Annotated in this window: 19 protein-coding genes; 9 read left to right on the top strand and 10 right to left on the bottom strand. The window is 39.8% G+C overall.

All coding sequences use genetic code 11. From position 1 onward, the window contains the following. Nucleotides 1-27: 27 nt before the first annotated feature. The 5 genes from atpD to ACEXOE_RS08785 form a co-directional block, all read right to left on the bottom strand. Entirely contained in the window at nt 28-1,536 is a 1,509-nt protein-coding gene (gene atpD, locus ACEXOE_RS08805; protein WP_394748375.1) for a F0F1 ATP synthase subunit beta, read from the bottom strand. A gap of 187 nt (nt 1,537-1,723) precedes the next feature. Then, nucleotides 1,724-4,474 carry a TonB-dependent receptor gene (locus tag ACEXOE_RS08800; RefSeq protein WP_394748374.1) on the bottom strand — a complete coding sequence of 917 codons (2,751 nt, stop codon included), beginning with the start codon at nt 4,472-4,474 and terminating at the stop codon, nt 1,724-1,726. Between the two features lie 197 nt (nt 4,475-4,671). Then, nucleotides 4,672-6,519, bottom strand: coding sequence for a glutamine--fructose-6-phosphate transaminase (isomerizing) (gene glmS, locus ACEXOE_RS08795; RefSeq protein WP_394748373.1), 1,848 nt, complete (start codon nt 6,517-6,519; stop codon nt 4,672-4,674). Between the two features lie 131 nt (nt 6,520-6,650). Beyond that, nucleotides 6,651-8,579: a DUF4270 family protein gene (locus tag ACEXOE_RS08790; protein ID WP_394748372.1), complete on the bottom strand. Its 1,929-nt coding sequence runs from the start codon at nt 8,577-8,579 to the stop codon at nt 6,651-6,653. Nucleotides 8,580-8,584: 5 nt separating this feature from the next. Then, nucleotides 8,585-9,394 (bottom strand): glycogen/starch synthase, encoded by an 810-nt coding sequence (locus ACEXOE_RS08785; RefSeq protein ID WP_394748371.1) that lies wholly within the window; start codon nt 9,392-9,394, stop codon nt 8,585-8,587. Nucleotides 9,395-9,485: 91 nt separating this feature from the next. Here ACEXOE_RS08785 and panC point away from each other — a divergent pair, with 91 nt between their 5' ends. From panC to ACEXOE_RS08755, 6 genes are all read left to right on the top strand, one after another. Next, nucleotides 9,486-10,334, top strand: coding sequence for a pantoate--beta-alanine ligase (gene panC, locus ACEXOE_RS08780; RefSeq protein ID WP_394748370.1), 849 nt, complete (start codon nt 9,486-9,488; stop codon nt 10,332-10,334). A gap of 13 nt (nt 10,335-10,347) precedes the next feature. Next, on the top strand, nt 10,348-10,698 hold the full coding sequence (gene panD / locus ACEXOE_RS08775; protein ID WP_394748369.1) for an aspartate 1-decarboxylase: 351 nt from the start codon (nt 10,348-10,350) through the stop codon (nt 10,696-10,698). Nucleotides 10,699-10,701: 3 nt separating this feature from the next. Beyond that, nucleotides 10,702-11,670 carry a lysylphosphatidylglycerol synthase transmembrane domain-containing protein gene (locus ACEXOE_RS08770; RefSeq protein WP_394748368.1) on the top strand — a complete coding sequence of 323 codons (969 nt, stop codon included), beginning with the start codon at nt 10,702-10,704 and terminating at the stop codon, nt 11,668-11,670. 27 nt (nt 11,671-11,697) lie between these two features. Continuing rightward, nucleotides 11,698-12,840 (top strand): alpha/beta hydrolase, encoded by a 1,143-nt coding sequence (locus tag ACEXOE_RS08765; protein ID WP_394748367.1) that lies wholly within the window; start codon nt 11,698-11,700, stop codon nt 12,838-12,840. Between the two features lie 180 nt (nt 12,841-13,020). Then, nucleotides 13,021-14,382 carry a DNA repair protein RadA gene (gene radA / locus ACEXOE_RS08760; RefSeq protein WP_394748366.1) on the top strand — a complete coding sequence of 454 codons (1,362 nt, stop codon included), beginning with the start codon at nt 13,021-13,023 and terminating at the stop codon, nt 14,380-14,382. Nucleotides 14,383-14,431: 49 nt separating this feature from the next. Further along, nucleotides 14,432-15,484 carry a proline iminopeptidase-family hydrolase gene (locus ACEXOE_RS08755; protein ID WP_394748365.1) on the top strand — a complete coding sequence of 351 codons (1,053 nt, stop codon included), beginning with the start codon at nt 14,432-14,434 and terminating at the stop codon, nt 15,482-15,484. 1 nt (nt 15,485) lies between these two features. On the opposite strand, the gene ACEXOE_RS08750 is transcribed toward ACEXOE_RS08755, so the two are convergent. The 3 genes from ACEXOE_RS08750 to ACEXOE_RS08740 form a co-directional block, all read right to left on the bottom strand. Continuing rightward, nucleotides 15,486-16,526: an aldo/keto reductase gene (locus tag ACEXOE_RS08750; RefSeq protein ID WP_394748364.1), complete on the bottom strand. Its 1,041-nt coding sequence runs from the start codon at nt 16,524-16,526 to the stop codon at nt 15,486-15,488. A gap of 67 nt (nt 16,527-16,593) precedes the next feature. After that, entirely contained in the window at nt 16,594-17,358 is a 765-nt protein-coding gene (locus tag ACEXOE_RS08745; RefSeq protein WP_394748363.1) for an exodeoxyribonuclease III, read from the bottom strand. Nucleotides 17,359-17,487: 129 nt separating this feature from the next. Then, nucleotides 17,488-17,658: a hypothetical protein gene (locus tag ACEXOE_RS08740; protein WP_394748362.1), complete on the bottom strand. Its 171-nt coding sequence runs from the start codon at nt 17,656-17,658 to the stop codon at nt 17,488-17,490. Nucleotides 17,659-17,748: 90 nt separating this feature from the next. Here ACEXOE_RS08740 and ACEXOE_RS08735 point away from each other — a divergent pair, with 90 nt between their 5' ends. The 3 genes from ACEXOE_RS08735 to ACEXOE_RS08725 all read left to right on the top strand — a co-directional run bounded on the left by ACEXOE_RS08735 (nt 17,749) and on the right by ACEXOE_RS08725 (nt 21,042). After that, nucleotides 17,749-18,294, top strand: coding sequence for a DUF3575 domain-containing protein (locus tag ACEXOE_RS08735; RefSeq protein ID WP_394748361.1), 546 nt, complete (start codon nt 17,749-17,751; stop codon nt 18,292-18,294). A gap of 45 nt (nt 18,295-18,339) precedes the next feature. Further along, complete coding sequence (locus tag ACEXOE_RS08730; protein WP_394748360.1) at nt 18,340-18,882, top strand: DUF3575 domain-containing protein; 543 nt, start codon at nt 18,340-18,342, stop codon at nt 18,880-18,882. Nucleotides 18,883-18,963: 81 nt separating this feature from the next. Next, nucleotides 18,964-21,042: a TonB-dependent receptor family protein gene (locus ACEXOE_RS08725; protein ID WP_394748359.1), complete on the top strand. Its 2,079-nt coding sequence runs from the start codon at nt 18,964-18,966 to the stop codon at nt 21,040-21,042. Nucleotides 21,043-21,060: 18 nt separating this feature from the next. On the opposite strand, the gene ACEXOE_RS08720 is transcribed toward ACEXOE_RS08725, so the two are convergent. Together ACEXOE_RS08720 and ACEXOE_RS08715 are read right to left on the bottom strand one after the other, a co-directional pair. Next, nucleotides 21,061-21,900 carry an alpha/beta hydrolase gene (locus tag ACEXOE_RS08720; RefSeq protein WP_394748358.1) on the bottom strand — a complete coding sequence of 280 codons (840 nt, stop codon included), beginning with the start codon at nt 21,898-21,900 and terminating at the stop codon, nt 21,061-21,063. A 165-nt stretch (nt 21,901-22,065) separates the two neighbouring features. After that, nucleotides 22,066-22,518 (bottom strand): carboxymuconolactone decarboxylase family protein, encoded by a 453-nt coding sequence (locus ACEXOE_RS08715; protein ID WP_394748357.1) that lies wholly within the window; start codon nt 22,516-22,518, stop codon nt 22,066-22,068. Nucleotides 22,519-22,577 lie beyond the last annotated feature (59 nt).

Here is a 22,577-nt window from a genome sequence, read left to right as displayed (position 1 = left end):
TTTTTAGTATTGTATACGTTATTCTACTTATGCCTCAGCCAGCATTTTCTCTCCAGCTTCAATAGCTTCTTCAATAGTTCCTTTAAGGTTAAAGGCAGATTCAGGAAGGTGATCTAATTCTCCATCCATAATCATATTAAATCCTTTAATGGTATCTTTTATATCAACCAATACTCCTTTCAATCCAGTAAACTGCTCTGCAACATGGAAAGGTTGTGATAGGAAACGTTGTACACGTCTCGCTCTACCTACAGCCAACTTATCTTCTTCGGATAATTCTTCCATCCCCAAGATGGCGATGATATCCTGTAACTCTTTATAACGCTGCAATAACTCTTTCACACGCTGTGCACAGTCGTAATGATCGTTACCTAATATTTCAGCCGTTAAAATCCTTGATGTAGAATCCAAAGGATCTACCGCAGGATAGATTCCCAACTCTGCAATTTTACGGGAAAGTACGGTTGTTGCATCCAAGTGGGCAAATGTTGTTGCTGGCGCTGGATCCGTTAAATCATCCGCGGGAACATATACGGCCTGTACAGAAGTAATAGACCCTCTTTTGGTAGAAGTAATACGCTCTTGCATCGCTCCCATCTCTGTAGCCAATGTAGGCTGGTATCCTACCGCTGAAGGCATACGACCAAGAAGGGCAGATACTTCAGAACCGGCTTGTGTAAAACGGAAGATATTATCTACGAAGAACAATACATCTTTTCCTTGTCCATCTCCGGCTCCATCACGGAAATACTCAGCAATGGTCAATCCAGAAAGTGCCACACGAGCACGTGCTCCAGGAGGTTCGTTCATCTGTCCAAAAACAAAAGTTGCTTTGGATTCTTTCATTGCAGCCTTATCCACTTTGGAAAGATCCCATCCGCCTTCTTCCATGGAATGCAAGAAATCGTCTCCATATTTAATAATTCCAGATTCCAACATTTCACGAAGCAAATCGTTTCCTTCACGTGTACGCTCACCCACTCCGGCAAATACGGAAAGACCCCCGTGTCCTTTTGCAATGTTGTTGATCAATTCCTGGATCAATACGGTCTTACCTACACCAGCTCCACCGAACAATCCGATTTTTCCTCCTTTTGCATAAGGCTCTATCAAATCGATTACCTTAATTCCGGTGAACAATACTTCTGTTGATGTAGAAAGCTCTTCAAATTTTGGCGCTTCTCTGTGGATAGGAAGTCCATCTTTACCCGCTTTTGGCAAATCTCCAAGGCCATCGATAGCATCTCCGATCACATTGAACAAACGTCCATAAACATCATCACCAATAGGCATTTGAATAGCACTACCAGTGGCATTTACTTCCGTACCTCTACTTAAACCATCCGTAGAATCCATAGAAATCGTCCTAAGGGTGTTTTCACCTATATGGGACTGTACTTCCAAGATTAATTTAGATCCATCTTTTCGAACTACTTCTAACGAATCGTAAATTTTTGGAAGATCTGTTCCTGATTGGAATTCCACATCAACTACCGGGCCGATAATTTGAGAAACTTTACCTGTAACTTTAGACATTACTTGCGAATTTATAATTTAGAATTATTGCTTTTAAAACCATTGGGCTCATTTCTTTACCCGTTTGTTTTTCAGGCTGCAAAGATATGGTATTCCCTTTTAAATAGAAATGGTTTTACCGCTTTTTTTAGCAATGAAAAAAGGCGCTGGATAAACAGCGCCTTTTATATTTTAATTTCTATGTTTTTTACTGGTTTATCGTCCAAGAAACGTAGTAGATGGCTCCAACATTTCCTGTTCCGACCGCTGTAAAATATTCCTCGTTCAACAAGTTGGAAGCTCCAACTTTAAAAACGGATTTGATACTGGGCACGGCATAATTCATTTGAGCGTCCAATACCGTAAATGATGGTACGTTGCCATCCGCAAAAGTAGCTTGCCAGAAATAAGAGTCGCTCCAACGGTAATTGATATTAAAACCAAAATTCTCGAAGAGCGCTGTGTTCCCAAAAGAAGCTTTTACCTTATGGTTAGGTGTATTAAATTGTGTTCTAAAATCAGGGAAACTTGCTTGATCAAATTCAAGATCAGTGAAAGTATAGTTTACACCTAAATCAAAATTTCCAAAAACCTTGGTATCTACTCCCAAGGTCACACCATAAGATTCAATATCTGCCAAAGAATTGGTATAGGTCTGAAAAACTGTAAAATCACCATTTTGCAAAGCCAGTAAAGAAAGTCCATTATCTCCTGCTTCCCCATATAAAGGAGAAATCACACGAGTGTTGGAAATAAAGTTTTTATATCGGTTATAATAACCGCTAACATCTATGGAAACCTTACCTAGTTGTGCACGATATCCTGCCTCGTATGCAGTTACTTCTTCTGGTTGTACCAAATCAGTATTCACCGTTGTAGGGGCACCCGCTTGTACCGAACTCAACGAAAATGCATTTTCATAGGCATCTCTTCCCGTTAATGTTGCCACACTCTGACCTGTAGCGGCTTGACCTGGAGCGCTAATATCAAAATCTTGGGAATAGCGATCTAAATTTGTTGGGGCAGATCCCACCAATATGGCATTTCCAACATTTAACCCAATAAAAAGATCCTGAGTGGTAGGATTTCTAAACCCTTGCTGAACCGAAGCCCGGATACTGTGATTTCTGCGCTCTCCTAAGGTAACAACAGCCGATAATCTTGGGGAGAGAAAGCCATCAAAAAATTCATTCTTATCGTAACGTAGCGATCCGGTCAATTTTAGACGCTCGTCCAATAATTTCTTTTGTAATTGTACATATGCACCAACTTCGTCATATTTAATGGGTCCGTCGGTATCGGTAAAGATAGTTCCTCCAGAACGCAGATCATATTGACGGTAGGAACCTCCCACTTGAATATCTACAACATCACCGGTAAGATGCGTAAAATTATAATTCCCTGCTACATGACGTAGTTTTGTATTATCGATAAAACGGGAACCTGTTGTTAAATCCCCATCAGCCGTAATTCTATCAAAGGCGGCTTGAAATTCAGAAGATCCAGGAACAAAACGTCCGGTATCTGCGGCCTGTCTAGCTAGGGCATGGGCTGTGGCTTCATCCAATTGCACACCGGTGCCTACACCTAAACGCGCCCCAATAAAAGTACGGGCATAATCCCCGAACCAATCTACATCTGATTTCCACGCTCTATTGATATTGATTCCCGTAAAACGAGTATCATATGAATTCCCAGAACCCTCCGAAGTGATATATCCTCTTAGGAAGAAATTCTTGTTCTTTACTTCTAATTTATGTTGTTGAAAAATAAATCCTTGAATAGAATATCTATTAGCTCCTTGGTAAATGGTATTTCCTCTACCGATTCTTGAATTCAGTGCAATTTCCAAATCATCTCCCAACGGGCGATAGTGGATGGACCCATCGAATTTAACGCTTTCCGCATCATAGTTTACTAAATCCTGCTCGGCATATCCTGTTCGGGATACTTCGGCAGAACCTACAGTTCCTGAAGGCAACCCTCCCAAAGCATCAAAATTCAACAAAGTGGATACCTCGTCTCCATAAATGTTAAGGCCGTCAAAATTGGGATCCGTTCGGGTTCCACCAGGATTCCCGATATCCTCAAAATTATTGGCGTGCCAATCTTCTCCTTTTAAATACGAAAAATTCGCTTTGACGGCTAACTTGTCACTGAATGCATGGGCCGCTCGGATTCCCACATCATAGTAATTATTATCTCCTGCTGCTTCTTGAGAAGTGAGTCCTGTCTTTAAATAAGAGCTTATTCCCTGAAAATCAAAAGGGCTTTTAGTACTTAAAAACAATACTCCATTAAAAGCGCCAGCCCCGTACAAGGCCGAAGAGGCTCCCGGTAAGATCTCAGCACTCTGCACATCCAATTCGGATACCCCGACCAAGTTACCAAGAACAAAATTTAGTCCTGGCGCCGAATTATCCATTCCATCGATCAATTGCAGGAAACGCGTGTTGGCAAAATCAGCAAAACCTCTCGTATTGATCGATTGGAAGGTTAAACTGTTTGTATTGATATCCACTCCTTTCAAATTTTCCAAACCGCTGTAGAAAGAAGCTGATGATGTATTTTTAATTTCCTTTAAACCAAAGCGCTCCACAGAAACCGGGGATTCAAAAATACGCTCAGGAGTACGCGAAGCAGAAACCACAATTTCATCCAGCAAGGTTTGCGCCTCGGCAAGTATAATGTTAAGTGTTTGGTTGTTTTCCGTTACGTCCATGGTAACGGTAGTGTACCCAAGATTACTAACCCTTAATTGAAAGGGGGGAACTTCAGATGTTTGTAAAGTAAACAGGCCGTCAAAATCAGTTACAGTTCCAATAGACTTTCCAACAATTACAATGTTGGCCCCTGCTACCGGCGTGTCATTTTGATCAACCACTTTCCCTTTTATGGTGGTTTGGGAAAAGCCGACCATCCCAAGCATTAAAAAGGAGAAAAAGAGTATTGTTCTCATATTTTGAATATGTTAAAATTAGTTAACAAGCAATATACAGTTTTTTTCATTCCAACAATAGGAAAATGAAAAAAATTATGCATGCATAATACTTTTATGATAAATTATCCTTCTTAAAAGTAAGGTATTCTCAATTCATAAAAAAAATAGGCCGTGATTTTTTTCACGGCCTATGTAATATTAACATTACAAAATTCTTATTCCACGGTCACTGATTTTGCCAAATTACGTGGTTGATCTACATTACAATCGCGCATTACCGCAATATGGTAAGACAACAATTGTAAAGGTATTGTGGTCAACAAAGGCGTTAAGGTTTCCAAAGTTTCTGGCACTTCCACCACATGATCGGCCAATTCTTTTACCGTTTCATCACCTTCGGTCACCACGGCAATGATTTTTCCTTTTCTGGATTTAATTTCTTGAATATTACTCACCACCTTCTCATAATGCCCTTTCTTGGTTGCAATTACGATTACCGGCATTTGTTCATCGATAAGGGCTATAGGCCCATGCTTCATTTCTGCAGCAGGATATCCTTCTGCGTGGATATAACTGATTTCCTTTAGTTTCAAAGCTCCTTCAAGAGCTACCGGAAAATTATATCCCCTTCCCAAATACAGGCAATTGGAAGAATCCTTATATACATCCGCTATGATTTCTACGAGCGCATTGGACTCTAGTGTTTTTTCCACTTTTGAGGGGATGCCTTCCAATTCCACTAAAAACTCATGGAATTTAGATTCCGAAAACACGCCTTTTTCCTTCGCCAGTTTTAAGGCCAAAAGGGTAAGTACGGTAATTTGTGTAGTAAACGCTTTAGTAGAAGCCACTCCGATTTCAGGACCAGCGTGGGTATATGCCCCAGCATGGGTTTCTCTGGCAATGGAAGACCCCACTACATTACATACTCCAAACACAAAAGCACCTTTTTCCTTGGCCAATTTTATGGCCGCTAAGGTATCTGCCGTTTCCCCAGATTGGGAAATCGCGATCAAAACATCGTTTTCCGTAATCACTGGATTTCTATAGCGGAACTCGGAAGCATATTCAACTTCTACAGGAATCCGTGCCAAATCCTCAAAAATGTACTCTGCGACCAATCCGGCATGCCAGGAAGTACCACAGGCTACGATAATAATTCTATTTGCGTTCAGGAATTTTTCGAGATTCTCATCCAATCCCGCCATTTTAATGATTCCCTGATCAGGTCGTAAACGTCCACGATATGTATCTAAAATTGCTCTTGGCTGTTCATAAATTTCCTTTAACATAAAATGATCATAGCCTCCTTTTTCAATTGCCTCTATGTTCATTTCCAATTCTAAAATATTAGGATAGGCTATAGCATCATCTTTTATTTTTCGAAGCTTGATTTCTTTACCCAGACGAACAATGGCCATCTCCTCATCTTCAAGATATACTGCATTGTTGGTAAACTCAATAAAAGGTGAAGCATCGGAAGCAATAAAATATTCGTTTTCCCCTATTCCAATAGCCAAGGGGCTTCCCAGTTTAGCCACAACGATCTCATCGGGTTTTTGTCGATCAAAAACGGCAATGGCATAGGCTCCCACTACTTGTTGCAGGGCTATTTGTACAGCCTTACCTAATTTTACATTCTCTTTCTTCTTTACTTCCTCAATTAGGTTGATCAAAACTTCGGTATCCGTTTCAGACTGAAAAACATATCCACGTTTGACCAACTCCTTTTTAATGGATTCATAATTCTCAATGATACCATTGTGAATAATTACCAAGTCTCCTGAATTGGAAAAATGCGGATGGGAATTGACATCGTTGGGAACACCATGGGTAGCCCATCTGGTATGCCCAATACCCAAGTTTCCTTTTAAAGAAATCGTTGATTCTGACTTCTGTTTTAAATCTTCCACCTTTCCTTTCGTTTTGGAAAGATTGATATCTTCTCCATCAAATAAGGCTACTCCTGCACTATCATAACCTCTATATTCCAAGCGTTGTAGTCCCTTTATAATTATTGGATAGGCTTCTCTATGCCCTATATATCCTACAATTCCACACATATTTAATTGTCTTTATTTAGTATTGGCAATTTATAACTGATAACAAATTTACATAAAGCGCACTAAAACCAGTATCACTTCATGGATATGATAACGAAGAAATAAACGCTAAGTTGTACGATTGGTCTAATTTAATTTGCTTCCGTGTAGAAAATCTCCAGTTTTAATCTTCTTTCATCATCTTCTGGAATATTACTTCCAAAAAGAACTGTACCAAAGGGATTTACTGTAGCCAATGTGGGAAGAGTCACTTCTTGTCCATCAGAAACCATAGCATTTGAAATTACCGGAATTCTAATATCGGATGTTACCGTAAGTCCTAAGGTAGCATTGTCTGCACCTCTAAGAATAATTTCATTGAGGTAATTGGTAATCCGTATGGTATAGCGTATTCCCCGATCATCACTATTGGTTTCCAAAACACCATCATATTGAGGGAAACTGGCCAAACCACTATCCGTGCTTATGGGATCTATAGCGGCATTGTACAAAACATCATTGGTTTCCGCATTGAATAGGAACAAGCGCAAAGGTTCTCTGGTACTGGCCAAGGGGTTTGCCAGAATACCAGCGTCCAGTTCTTCTCGATCTACATAGAATACCAGATTTGCCTCGTTGATGATCCAATTATTGGCCCGTATTTGTTCAATTACCGTATTTCTTCCTTCTTCGGTCTCATCAAAAAGTTCAATTTCCGCATAGGCCCCAGCGCCCCCTTTAAGATAGATCCTGGATGCATTTTCCCCAGAATCCAATTGATCGTTAATTGCCGCTGGGTAATCTTCACTAATAAAGGTATTTACTGCATTTCCCTGTATAGGCCCGGTTTGAGCAGGAGTTTGGGTAACTAGATTGATCGTATACATACGCTCCATCTTCTCTATGGTATCGTCCGAAGCATCGTCCGGGGTATCATTATCATCTTCTACATCATGATCATAGATTACTTCTATGTTGGCTTCGGCCAAATTCACCAAGAAAAGTAGATCTTCTACCTCACCATTGGTTCCGGGTAAGGGAGTGATAGAAATATGAATCCCTCTCAGGAAATCATTGAAGTTGGCCGGACTCAACAATTCCTGACTTCCTTCCATATCCAATAGGTTTTCCTGAAAGAAAGCTGGATCTAATGGAATACGTAATCCTGGAGGCAAGGTTCTGGCAATAGTCCCGGTTTCATCTTCCTCTGTTTCTTCATCATCTTCGGCTATAATAAATTGAATCTGACGATCACTAAATGCAGTGGCTCTTTGTTCAATACCCTCTTGTTCGGGGTCTAAAGGCCCTACTATGGATTGGGAAACAAATGTGGGTGAAAACTCCTGATTGGAGAAAAACTCTTGGCTTTCAACAAAATTAGTACTGGGATCCAAATCCCTTAAAAAGAAGGTAGATCGCCCTACATTTACCCTAAAACGTGCCGTTTCCCGATTACCGATTACACTATCTACAGCAAAACGTTGTGGAAAGCGTTGCCCAAAGGTAAAATCATCCACGTCATCAGTAAGCCCATCTCCATCAGTATCTACATTTAATGGGTCTGTACCATTTTGAGCCTCGATAGCATCTGTAACACCATCTCCATCACTATCACTATTGGGGTCTAAAGGATCTACATCGAACTCATCGTCTACCATATCCCTATCGGTATCCACATTGGTGGTAAGGAAGGGAATGTATAGGTTTACTTCCAATACACGTTCATTTTCCTCAATATTATCTCCAGAATCTTCCGTTGCCTGGGTGACATTACCAAAAAAAGGTTCCACATTCCCGGGAGAAGCGGGCAAGCTCAATTGTGATGTAATCTGTGCTTCCGTTCTACCGTAGACCGGGTCATTAAAAAATCCTAGTTGATACAATAGCAATCTGTTGGTCTGAACGGCATTGATTCTTTTATTGTATGCAAAAACATTGAAAGATTCCCTATCTGTATTGAAAGGTTCTTCTCCAATAACCCCATCCCCTATGGTGGTCAATTCTTCTTCACAAGAAAAAAAGGCTGTAACAAGCAAAAATACTGCTATAGCAGGAAGTGTAGATTTTCTAAAAAATTTCATGCAATCTATTTTAAGACTTCAGTGGTATAAAAATTAGCATATGCCTCTTCAAATTCCTGTAAAGGAACATAGGGCAGTACTGGTTTTTGTAAGTTGGAAATATGATCTTCCAAATCTTCTGGAAGATCTTCAGTAGCTAATATAACTGCATCGGAAAAATCTACCGCCACCTTTAACAAATTATTATAATTAGGTGTGGACAACGCCTGGATATTTTCTTCTTGGACACCATCAAAATTTATTTTCTTCTGCATGCCTTCATCCAAATTCCCTTCAAATCCTTTCCCATAAACAGAGGTTACTATCTTGCTATCGGCAAAAAGAGGTTCATCGGCATAGTATTGTTTCAGGTACAGGGGTAACAAAGAGGCCATCCAACCATGAACATGGATAATATCGGGAGACCAATTCAGTTTCTTTACGGTTTCTACAACCCCTTTAGCAAAAAAGATCGCTCTTTCATCATTATCAGGAAAAAGATTCCCCTCTTCATCCGAGAAAGTTGCTTTTCTTTTGAAGTACTCTTCATTATCAATAAAATATACTTGAATACGTTCTTTTGGAATAGAAGCCACTTTAATGATAAGAGGCATATCCATATCGTTAATTACCAAATTCATTCCCGATAAACGTATCACTTCGTGAAGTTGATGCCTACGCTCATTAATATTTCCAAACCTCGGCATAAAGATCCTAATCTGCCCTCCGTTACTATTCACCATCTTGGGTGTTTCATACGACATTAAGGAAACTTCATTCTCTGGTAGGTAAGGGACTAATTCGGAAGATACAAACAATATCTTTTTGCCATTCATAAAAGTCAAATTTTATTTATCGTGCAAAATTACAAAAATTATACAGATTAGCCTTAATTATAGTAAGTTTGCTAGCTTTTAATTGTAAATCATGCATGTATTCAAGACCAAAAACGAACTGAATTCCTATATTACCTCCAACAATTTTCGTGCCAACAACATTGGTCTGGTCCCCACAATGGGGGCGCTTCATAAGGGGCATTTATCCCTGGTAAAACAAGCAATCGCAGAAAATGATATTGCCATAGTGAGTATTTTCATCAACCCTACGCAATTCAATAATGCGGAAGATTTAAAAAAATATCCCAAGCCTTTGGAAAGAGATCTTTCCCTTTTGTCCACCATTTCTGATCGTATTGTTGTTTTCACTCCTTCTGTGAATGAAATTTATGCGAACAATATACAGTCAAAATCTTATGATTTTGGAGGCTTGGAGGATGTTATGGAAGGTGAATTCCGAGAAGGGCATTTTGATGGTGTAGGCACAATTGTACAGGAGTTGTTTGCCATAACAAAACCCGGAAAAGCATATTTTGGCGAAAAGGACTTTCAACAATTAATGATCATTAAAAAAATGGTAAGCCTAGAGCATATTCCTGTAGAGATCGTGGGGTGCCCCATTGTTAGAGAGGAGAGTGGTCTTGCCATGAGTAGCAGAAACGAACGTCTTTCCCCTGCACTGCGTCAAGAAGCTTCTTTTATATATAAAACACTAAAAGTAGCGCAGGAAAAATTCAGTTCGGCATCGATACAAGACACTTTGGATTGGGTCAAAAACCAATTCAACGCACATCCTGATTTGGATTTGGAATATATTCAAATTGCGGATATTGACACTCTAAAACCTGCCGAAAAAAAGAAAGAACATACAAAATATAGAGCCTTTATTGCCGTTTATGCAGATAGCGTGCGACTTATTGACAATATCGCGCTGAATTAATTAACTTTGCACCATGCAGATAGAAGTAGTAAAATCTAAAATACACCGTGTTAAAGTAACGGGAGCAGACCTTCATTATATCGGGAGTATTACTATAGATGAAGATTTAATGGATGCCGCTAACATAGTACGCGGAGAGAAAGTTCAAATTGTGAACAACGATAATGGAGAACGTTTGGAAACTTACGCCATTCCGGGTCCAAGAGGAAGTGGAGAGATTACCCTAAATGGAGCAGCATCCCGTAAGGTAGCCGTAGGTGATATTCTTATTCTGATTACGTACGCCAGAATGGATCTTGAAGAAGCCAAGACCTTCAATCCTTCGTTGGTATTTCCCAATGAAGAAAACAATTTGCTCCAATAGATTTTGAAGAATTCCCTTAAGAAAATCCTAAAAATACTATTGCCCATAAGTTTTGGACTCTTCTTTGTATGGTACTCCTATTCACTGACTACGCCAGAACAACGAAATCAAATTGTGACATCGATCAAAGATGCCAATCTTTTTTGGGTTGCACTATCCATATGCATTGGAATACTGAGCCATGTTTCCAGGGCCATACGATGGAATTACTTATTGGAACCTATAGGGTATCATCCCAAAATACGGAATAATGTCCTCATCATTTTCATGTCTTATTTTGCCAATGCCATTATTATACGCTCCGGAGAAGTGTTACGCCCTACTGCACTGACCACCTATGAAAATGTTCCCTTTGAAAAAGGCTTGGGCACCATAGTAACGGAACGCATTATTGATTTGGTCATGCTTTTTGCTTTAATTCTTATTGCCCTCCTGCTTCAAACCAATATCATTCTTGATGTATTGAATGAAAATGGAATAGGCTTGATCGGTTCTGCCGGAATACTTTTATTTGGTATTCTTGGTCTCTTTTTGGCTATATGGATCATCAGAAAGTCTTCCGCTCCCTTTGCCTTGAAGGTCAAAACTTTTTTAAAGGGTATTTTAGATGGGGTGCTCAGCATTTCAAAAATGCAACGAAAATGGGCCTTCATTTTCCATACGCTCTTTATTTGGACGGCCTATATTGCGATGTTCTGGGTCATTAAATTTACAGTGCCCGAAACTATTGGTTTGAGTTTTAGTCAAATTTTGGTTGCCTTTATCGCAGGGGCATTTGCAATGACGGCCACACCGGGAGGGCTTGGACTTTTTCCAGTGGCGGTAAGTAAGATTTTAGTACTGTTTGGAATAAGTCAAGTGGGCGGGGAAGCCTATGGCTGGATCATGTGGATCGCACAAACTTTAATGCTTGTTGTTTTTGGCGCAATATCTTTTCTCCTATTACCGTTATTGAACAGAAGGAACAGATAACTTTAAACCAGCCAAAACAAAGCAGTCATGAAATTTTTAATTTCCTTAGTTGCAATTTTAATGGGCGTCGCCATTAATGCCCAAGTATCCCAAGAAATCTTTGAATCTTATAAATTACAGGAAAAAAGAGACGTTAGATACTATATTCCAGAGGATTATACGCCTGAAAAAAAATACCCCCTGGTAGTGGTACTCGATGCCGAATACTTATTTGACAACGTGGTGGCCAACGCTAAATTTTATAGTGAATTTCAAGGAATGCCACAGGCAATCATTGTAGGCATCGATCAAAATGAAGATGAATTGCGCTGGTATGATTGCGAATTTGAAGAGGACACCGGACTCCCTACAGAAAAAGGAAAACAATTTTTTGAATTTATAGGACAGGAAATCATTCCTTATCTCGAGGACAAATACAATACCGCAGCTTTTAAAATGTTTGTAGGTTACGATATCACGGCGAATTTTGGAAATTTTTACCTTTTCAAAGAACAATCGCTTTTTGATGCCTTTATTTCAATTTCTCCTTTATTGGCCCCTGAAATGGAGAGTAGACTGCCGCAGCGATTGGCCGATATGGATAAGAAAATCTTTTACCACCTCATTGTTGAGGGCGAAAAAAATAAGGAAACCCCAAGGATGATGGCCCTGGATAAAGCCATAAAAGCTCTTGATAAAGAATCGCTGTATTACGTTTTTGATCAATATGAAGACACCAATGATATTACCATTGCCACATACGGTATTAGTAAGGCTTGGGATAATATTTTCAATATTTTCAGACCTATTAGCCCAAAAGAATACAAGGAGAAAATATTGGTTTCAAAAGAACCGGTATTCGATTATCTAAAAAATAAGTACACCACTATTAACGAGCTCTTTGGTTTTGAAAAACAAGTAGAACTCAATGATATCATGGCCATTTACGCGGCCTCCAGAAAGAAGGAAGAGTTTGAGTCGCTAAAACCCCTATCGGAGCTTTGCAAAAAGGAATTTCCAGATACGATGCTCGGTTTTTTCTTTGAAGGGGAATATTACGAACAAAAAGGAGAGCCCAAAAAGGCCTTGCGCACTTTTGAAAAAGCCTTTGGTATGGAAGAAATTGATTTTCTGACCAAAGAAATGGCCTTGGAAAAAATAGATGCCTTAAAAGCGGACTTTGGATATTAAATCAAAATCACCGGAAATGGGAGCTTTGTGATTCCCAAGACCTGGTTTTCCCTTATTCGAAATCTTCTATTCTGAATCCAGGCTACTCTTTTTACGTTTCCTTTTTTAAATTGCGGGTTCCCACCTCTTGGTTTTTACTTTGAACCACAATATCTTTAGCCAAAATCATGGAATAGATATATGGCCAAGACCAAAACTGCATTCTTTTGCCAAAATTGCGGTACCCAATATGCAAAGTGGGCCGGACAATGTTCTGCCTGCAAAGAATGGAACACCATTGTAGAGGAAGTCATTCAGAAAGAAGAAAAGACACCTTGGCAAAGCCCCTCCAATACTTCAAAAAAAATAGCAAAGCCCTTACGCGTCAATGAAATTAGTACGGAAAAAGAAGCTCGTTTAAACACTTTTGACCAAGAGTTCAACAGGGTTCTAGGGAATGGTTTGGTTCCCGGTTCCCTAACACTTTTGGGGGGCGAGCCCGGAATAGGCAAAAGTACCTTATTGCTTCAGATTGCATTGAAACTCCCTTATAAAACACTCTATGTTTCCGGTGAGGAAAGCGAGAAACAAATTAAAATGAGAGCTGATCGGATCCATCCCAATAGCGAAACTTGTTTTATCTTGACCGAGACCAAAACTCAAAATATATTTCAACAAATTGAAAGTGTTGTGCCGGATATTGTTGTCATAGATTCCATACAAACCTTGCATTCGGATTATATTGAATCGGCCGCAGGAAGTATTTCTCAAATAAGAGAGTGCACCGCGGAGCTCATAAAGTTTGCCAAAGAAACCAATACTCCAGTTATTCTTATTGGTCACATTACCAAAGACGGCACTATTGCAGGGCCCAAAATCTTAGAACATATGGTAGACACCGTGCTTCAATTTGAAGGGGACCGTAATTATGTGTATCGTATTTTACGGGCTTTAAAAAACAGATTTGGATCTACCGCTGAATTGGGCATCTATGAAATGTTGGGAAATGGGTTACGGGAAGTGAACAATCCCTCTGAAATTCTAATTTCCAAAAACAATGAAAATTTAAGTGGAACTGCTATTGCTTCTACAGTAGAAGGCATGAGGCCTTTAATGATAGAGATCCAAGCTTTGGTTAGCTCTGCAGTATACGGAACACCTCAACGTTCGGCTACAGGGTATAACGTTAAACGCCTCAATATGCTTTTGGCCGTATTGGAGAAACGTGCGGGATTTAAATTGGGAGCCAAAGATGTATTCCTAAACATTACCGGAGGTATTTCTGTAGATGATCCCGCTATAGATCTTGCTGTAATTGCAGCCATTTTATCGAGCAATGAGGATATTCCGGTAGAAAAAGGAAGTTGTTTTTCTGCAGAAGTGGGCCTAGCAGGAGAAATACGGCCTGTACAGCGGGTAGATCAACGTATTTCGGAAGCCGAAAAACTGGGTTTTACGGATATTTATGTCTCCAAAAACAACAAAATCACGCTAAAAGACACCAAAATTAATATTCATCTCGTTGCTAAAATCGAAGATGTTGCCAGTGCTCTTTTTGGATAGGGGTCCCAAAATTATCCTTACCTTTAATTCCTAGCTAAAATTCCATGTCATGAAGTGCATTGTTCTCAGTTTTCTTTCTTTTTTTTTATTGCTCAGCTGTAAAGAGCAAGAGAAATCACCTATAGATTCCTCCAATACCAAAACCTCCGATTACTTAAGTTTTGAAGGTAGGGATGATCAATTCACTGGTGGGATTAAAATGATCCCCATTACTACAGAAAAAGGCACTTTTAACGTATGGACCAAGCGTATTGGAAACAATCCCACCAAGAAAGTTCTATTATTACATGGGGGACCGGGAATGACACATGAAATCTATGAGGCAGCAGATGGTTATTTTCCTCAAGAGGATATAGAATATATTTATTACGATCAATTGGGGTCTTATTATAGTGATCAGCCCGATGATCTGAGCTTATGGACTACCGAGCGTTTTGTGGAAGAGGTAGAACAGGTCAGAAAAGCTTTGGGCATGGATAACAGTAATTTTTACCTTTTAGGACAATCCTGGGGTGGAATCTTGGCTATGGAATACGCCTTGAAATATCAAAAAAACCTCAAGGGATTGATCATTTCCAATATGGTGAGCAGTATTCCGGAGTATAATGCCTATGCCAAAGAGGTGTTAGGCCCACAATTAGACCCTAAAGTACTTGAGGAACTTCAGGCCATAGAAACCAAGGAAGATTTTAGTAACCCCAGATATGAGGAACTGCTCTTTGCGCATTATTACACGGAGCATGTACTGCGAATGGCTCCGGAAAAATGGCCAGAATCTATCCTAAGAACGTTTAAGCATGTCAATAGCCAAGTGTATGTGCATATGCAAGGGCATAGCGAATTTGGGATAACAGGAAATGCCACGTTGAAGGAATGGGACATCAAAGACCGTTTAAAGGAAATTAAGGTCCCCACTTTGGTTATTGGAGCCAAATACGATACTATGGACCCAAAGCATATGGAATGGATGTCCAAGGAAGTCCAAAACGGACGCTATCTGTTTTGTCCCAACGGGAGTCACTTATCGCAATACGATGACCAAAAAACCTATTTCAATGGGGTCATTCAATTCATTCAGGATGTAGACGCCCAAACTTTTTAGCCTAAGGCGCAGGATTTGGAATAGCACTGTGAATGCCTTCAATACCTTTCATCACCTCATCGGAAAGATCCACATCTATGCTCCCAATATTCTCTTTTAGCTGTTCCATAGAAGTTGCTCCAATAATATTACTGGTCACAAAGGGTCTTGTATTTACAAAAGCCAAAGACATTTGTGCTAAGGAAAGGTCGTTTTCCTGGGCCAACTCAAAATATTTTTCTGTAGCGGCTACTGCAGTCTGTCCACTATATCGATTATAATTTGGAAAAAGTGTCACTCTTGCATTTGCAGGTTGCTTGCCTCCCAAGTACTTGCCGCTGAGCACACCAAAACCTAATGGAGAATAGGGCAACAACCCTATGTTCTCACGATGGGCCACTTCTGCATTTCCTATTTCAAAAGTGCGATTCAATAGGCTGTAGGGGTTTTGTATGGTAATCATTTTGGGAAGCGTGGTATCCTTATTGCTCTCTGCTACATAGCGCATAGTCCCCCATGGCGTTTCATTGGAGAGTCCAACTTCCCGTATTTTACCCTGCTTTACCATATCTTTTAAGGTATGCAACACTTCTTGGATATTGTCTTCCCAAGCATCATTGGCATCATGATGGTAGTCGCGCTGACCAAAGAAATTGGTCTTTCTTTCGGGCCAATGCAATTGATACAGATCCATATAATCTGTTTGTAAACGCTGGAGACTTCCTTCAACCGCTTCAATAATAGAGGTTTTACTAAAGCCTGTGCTTCGTATATATTTTGTAAAATCAGCTTTTCCGGCAATTTTGGAAGCTAATACCACTTTATCCCTATTCCCTCGTTCTTTAAACCAATTCCCAATGATCTGTTCCGTGAGTGCATGATATTCTTTTCCTGCGGGGACAGGGTACAATTCTGCAGTATCAAAAAAATTAACGCCCTGTTCCAAAGCGTAATCCATTTGTTCAAAACCTTCTTCTTGGGTATTTTGCCGACCCCATGTCATTGTTCCAAGGCAAATTTTACTGACTTCAATACTAGTACGGGGCAATGTGGTATATTTCATGATGCAATTTTAAGGATTGCCCATGACGGGCAATCTGGATAATATAATGTCGTTGTTTTATTTCTGATTATTTGTCCAATTCCACAAGAATGGGGCAATGGTCGCTATGCTTTGCTTCCGAAAGAATAACTGCTCTTTTAAGTCGTTCTTCCAGAGGCTTACTGACCATCCCATAATCTAAGCGCCAACCTTTATTATTGGCTCTGGCATTGGCCCTATAGCTCCACCATGAGTATTGATGGGGCTCTTTATTGAAATGTCTAAAACTATCGATAAAACCACTTTCAATAAAATTTCCGATCCATTCCCGTTCTTCGGGCAAAAAGCCAGAAACATTCTTATTTCTGACCGGATCGTGAATATCAATCGCTTGGTGACAGATATTATAATCGCCCAAGATGATCAAATTTGGATGTGTTTTCGTTAATTCATTGACATAGTCCTGTAAATCGTCCATATATTTTAATTTGAACGTCAAGCGATCCATATTGGATGCCGATGGCAGGTACATACTCATAATGGAAACGCCATTAAAATCTACCCTAAGATTTCTTCCTTCAAAGTCCATATAGTCGATTCCCGTCCCATAAGCTACATGATCAGGTTCTTCCTTGCACAGTATCGCTACCCCACTATATCCTTTTTTCTGGGCACTGAACCAGTAGTGATATTTGTATCCTGCTTCTTCAAACAATTCCAACTCCAATTGTTCCTTATTGGCTTTTATTTCCTGAAGGCAAATTACATCCGGATCCGCGGTCTGTAACCAATCTAAAAACCCTTTTTTCAGAGCTGCCCTAATTCCGTTGACATTATAGGATACGATCTTCACTTGATAAAATTTTTCCCAAAAATAGGGAATGTTTCCTGTATCGGAAAATGGCGAATTCCCAATTATTTCCCAACATAAACAATCTTTACTCTTATCTTATTTAAATTCAGTCTTAATAAATACGCAACCTTATTTCGAAAATTGTATCTTGTCACTAAACCAAGCTATGATTACAAGAAAAACAATACTCCAGATGGTGTATGCCATCCTATTTCCCCGTATTCCCTTTATCTTAGGTATTACAACTTTGTCCGCTCCAAACAACACCCCCAAAATCAACATCCCATCTATTGAATTCATATTGAACCCTTTCTTACGTTTTTCATTCAAGGTGATGTCTCAATCGAATATCCTTTCAAAAAAATAGTACGCTAAACAAAAAAAGTTATTATGAAAAAATTATCTCTTCTCTTTATTTTAAGTATCGCATTCCTACACACTGCAAAGGGTCAGGATCAAGCCTCCGTAGTTCAAGCCCGAAACGAAATCAAAACCAATGCCTTCAACCTTATTGCATTTTCCTTTCTGGATCTTCAATACGAATACCTCTTGAACGAAGAGGCCTCTCTTGGGATCAGTGTGCTGTTCAATGTAGGAGAGGATGAAGATTTTTTTGATGAATTCCGTCAATTTTCTTTTACGCCCTATTACCGTCAATATTTTTCCAATAAATACGCTAAAGGTTTTTTTGTGGAAGGATTTGGCATGCTCAATTCCGGGGATTCTGATATCTTCTTTTTTGATGATGTTGCAAATCCCCCACAGGATACTTCCTATACAGATTTTGCCCTAGGGATATCCGTAGGTGGAAAATTTGTGACCAAAAGGGGGTTTATCGCAGAGATTTATACGGGAATTGGTCGTAATTTATTGGATTCTGATTTTGCTCCGGAAATCGTAACTCGGGGCGGTATTTCCCTGGGATATCGTTTTTAGCAAAGAAGCCTGTTACAAAATCCAATACCCTTTACTTCAGTTTTTATGAGAAAAAGATTAACCGTTTTACTGTTGTTTTCAATTTTGTTTTACGGATTTGGACAGCATAAGGACTCTATTCCCCAACATGAAATTAAACTTAATGTTTTTAATCTTCTTGCTTTTTATTCCGTATCTGCAGATTACGAGTATCTCTTAAACGAGGAAGGGGCCATAGGGGGAGGTTTTTTGTTCCATCTGGATAGGGACGATGATTTTGTAGAGAATACCATAGATTTTGCCCTGACAGGTTTCTACAGACATTTTTTCACTGGAAAATATGCCCAAGGCTTTTTTGTAGAAGGCTTTGGCATGCTCAATTCTGGTCAATTTGAAACTTTTGATTTTTCAAATCCTAGTACGAATTCCGCCAGAAACACGGATTCTTATACGGATATTGCACTAGGAATAGCTATTGGCGGAAAATTTGTTAGCCCTAGGGGGTTCATTACAGAAGTTTTTCTAGGATTGGGTAGAAATGTATTTCGGGATGGCGTTTCACCTGATATTGTCCCTCGTATTGGTATTTCCCTAGGGTATCGTTTTTAGATAAATTAACATCTCCTTATCTATTTGAGACCATAGCTTTTCGGGTTATAATACTTACTTTTGACGCCTTAAATGCTATAGATGAAGACCACTGCTCTATTTTTATGTTCCTTTTTATGGACTACAATGCTCCTCGGTCAAGAGGTGAAAAAGGATAGTGTAATATCCTTGGACGAAGTTATACTCCTGGATGCCAATAGAAGTAAAAGTGCTATTGGCATTACTCCATCTTCAACCATTGGCCCCAAAACATTTCAAAACTATAGTCCTATTGAAGCGGTCTCGGCCATCAATCAAATTGCGGGAGTATATATTTTATCCGGGGCATTGAACACTAACAGAGCCACTATACGTGGCATAGGGGCACGTACTCCTTTTGGCACGGATAAATTACGTCTATATTACAACGATATCCCCGTAACCAGCGGTAATGGATTTTCTACTTTGGAAACTTATGACCCTGAAAATCTTGGGCAAATAGAAGTGATCAAAGGCCCCAAAGGAACCGCTTATGGCACTAATCTTGGAGGCGCTCTTTTATTGAAAACCAAAGGCTTTGTAAAAGAAGCCACTCGTTTTTCCAACAATTTTACAACGGGCTCCTTTAATCTCGTTAAAAACAGTCTGAGTTTTAATCATGCTGAGGAAAAATTTTCTATAGGCCTGCAATATGGTCATTTTGAAACCGATGGCTTCCGGGAAAATAACAGTTTTGATCGCCATGGCCTCTTATTGCATTCCTCGTATAACATCAGTACCAATAGCAGCCTCTCTTTCTTAGTGAACTATGTAGACTATACCGCTCAGATTCCAAGTTCCCTGAGTCAAGATGCCTTTGAAGAGAATCCCAGACAGGCTGCTGCCAACTGGCTTGCCGCCCAAGGGTTTGAAGCTAATAAATACACGCTAATAGGACTTTCCTATGCACAAAGATACAGCCCCCGATTGCAACATATCAGCAGTGTATTTTATACCTATCTCGATCAATTTGAGGCCCGCCCTTTTAATATCGTCGATGAATTCACCAATGGTTTTGGCTTTCGAAGCCGTTTATTGGGCGATTTTCTCTTTTTAGGGCAAGATGCCCACTACAGTTTAGGAACAGAATTATACCATGATGAGTTTAACAATGGTACCTTTGAAAATTTATTTGCCGAAAACAATGGCAATGGGAGTTTACAAGGAAATCAGATTGGGGCCACCAAGGAATTCAGAAGACAACTCAATCTTTTCGGCACATTGACCTTGCCCTTGACCCCTGCTTTTCAAGCCCAATTGGGTTTAAGCGTCAACAAGACCAAATTTGATTTTAGAGATCAATTCAATACTGGAGCCGGAAATACCAGTGCGGAACGCAGTTTTGATGCCATTCTATTGCCCAGCTTGACGTTGAACTACGATTTCACGGAAAATCATTCCATTTATGCGAATATCAGCCGAGGTTTTTCCAATCCGGGTTTTGAAGAGACTTTGACACCAGATGGTGCTATCAATCCAGATATAGATCAGGAGACAGGAACCAATTATGAATTGGGAACGCAATTGGCCTTGGACCGTAAAAGATTCCGTTTAAATTTGGCCTTGTATCGCATGGATGTCCAGAATCTTTTGGTGGCGGAACGCATTGCCGAAGATCAGTTTATAGGCAGAAATGCCGGGAGTACCAAACATCAGGGATTGGAATTGGACGCCAATTATGCCATATCCATTGCCGCACAGCTGCAATTGACCCCCTTTATCAGCTATACCCTTAATGATCACAGTTTTGTAGATTTTAGGGATGGCGATGATGATTTTTCCGGGAATCCATTGACCGGTGTACCGAAACATCGGGTGAATTCGGGAATCCAGGTTCAACACACTTCCGGCTTTTATTGGAATACGACACATCAGTATGTAGGTGCTATTCCCTTAACAGATGCCAATACCTTATCTAGTGAATCTTTCAATGTCTACAACACACGAATAGGTTACAAAAAAAGGATTTTCAAAAGCATAACGGCGCAGGTAGATTTTGGCATTAACAATCTTTGGAATACAAGATATACGCGATCCGTAGTCATCAACGCCCGAGGTTTTGGCGGGGCGCAGCCTCGTTTTTTCAATCCTGGTGATGGAAGGAACTACTACGGTTCATTACAGTTGCGCTATACGCTATAGGTTTGTTCGATGGTTCTTCTACTTCAAAATTTGTTTGGTTTGTTCTTGCCATAACATAAAGGCATGTGGAACTGCATAATATGGATTGGTTTGATGCGTGCCTCCTTCTGTATATTCTGACGACACTTTAAGTTCCTTTGGTCTATTCTTTTCCAATAGCGCCACCATTTTATTAAACCCTTTCTTCATTTTTTCATTTTCCTGACTTCCCAAGCTTAGATAAATAAACCCTTTTAAGCTGTTGCTTTTTTTCAAACGATCATTCATTTTTTTTACAATACGATTATCCTCTCTCCAAAATGCTGGGCTATGACAGAAATACGCTTTAAACAATATCGGTTTCTCCATAAGGGCATACATGGTAAAAAGTCCGCCTCTGGAATGTCCAGATAACATGCGGTATCCATTTCCTCTATATTTTTTTTCTATAAACGGAATTGCTTCTTTTTCTAAGAATTCCAAAAATCGATCTCCTTCCCCCATGGCTTCAGACGCCTTGTCCCTGTGCATATATTCAGGAGTTAAATCTCTTTTTCTGTCCGTATTGGGAATTCCAACAATAATAATATCAGACAATGTTTGGGCATAGTTTAGGGTATGTACCGCATTTGCAACAATGTGATCGTGCGAAGTTCCATCCAAAGCAACTAAAATAGGATAGCGTTTGTTTGTATTTTGCCCATAGCCTTTAGGGAGATGAATCAGCAATTTTCTAGATTCATCCAAGATTTCGGAATGGAGTTCTTCAATGAAGTCGCCTCGTAATTGCGCTTTTTGGGCTTGGACTTCAATAATCACAAATACGGTCAACAAGGTTAGGATTATTGCGCTTAGTGCAATAAGAATTGTTCTTTTCATGGTCTCCCTGGTTTGAATAATTTTCTTCAAAACTAATACCATCTTTAAGGAGATCCTTATGCCACTAATGCGGCATTCTTATGTCTTTCCCAACCTAAATAATAGAAAAGTGCAACCCTGACAGGTATAGCACTTTTTCATTTTTAATTCCGCAAGAGCTTCCTTTTAGGATGCTACTTGATATTTCCCGGGTGTAAATTGAAAGGTTTTCATAAGTCGGGTCCAGGTATTGATCTGGGCAATGGCCAAGGTCAGGTAACAAACCTCCTCCTTGTTAAAAAAGTCAAGCAAAGGCTGATACACGGCATCGGTCAAAGGTCCAGGTTGGAGTTTTGTCAATGCTTCTGTAAAGCGTAACACCACTCTTTCTTTAGGGGAGAAATACGGTGTTTCTTCCCATACGCAAAGTGAGGACAAGCGTAGGGATGTCTCTCCCAAATGTTCCAATTCTTTGTGATGCATATCTACACAATAAGCACATCCATTTTCTTGAGCCACGCGCAAGCGAATCAATTCCAGCAATTGCCAATCCAGTGGAGACTGAGTCATAAAATTTTCTATCTCCCGAAGTTGTTCAAACATTCCTTTGGGAATGTCTTGATACGATATACGTTCCATTTCTTTGATTTTTAGATTTCCCCCAAAAATAGTTCCACTACTTCTTTCCTTCCCTTAAG

Source organism: Spongiimicrobium salis, assembly GCF_043678055.1.
Taxonomy (GTDB): Bacteria; Bacteroidota; Bacteroidia; order Flavobacteriales; family Flavobacteriaceae; genus Spongiimicrobium; species Spongiimicrobium salis.
The sequence above is the reverse complement of the archived record's forward strand: the minus strand, read 5'-3'. Positions and strand labels throughout refer to the sequence as shown.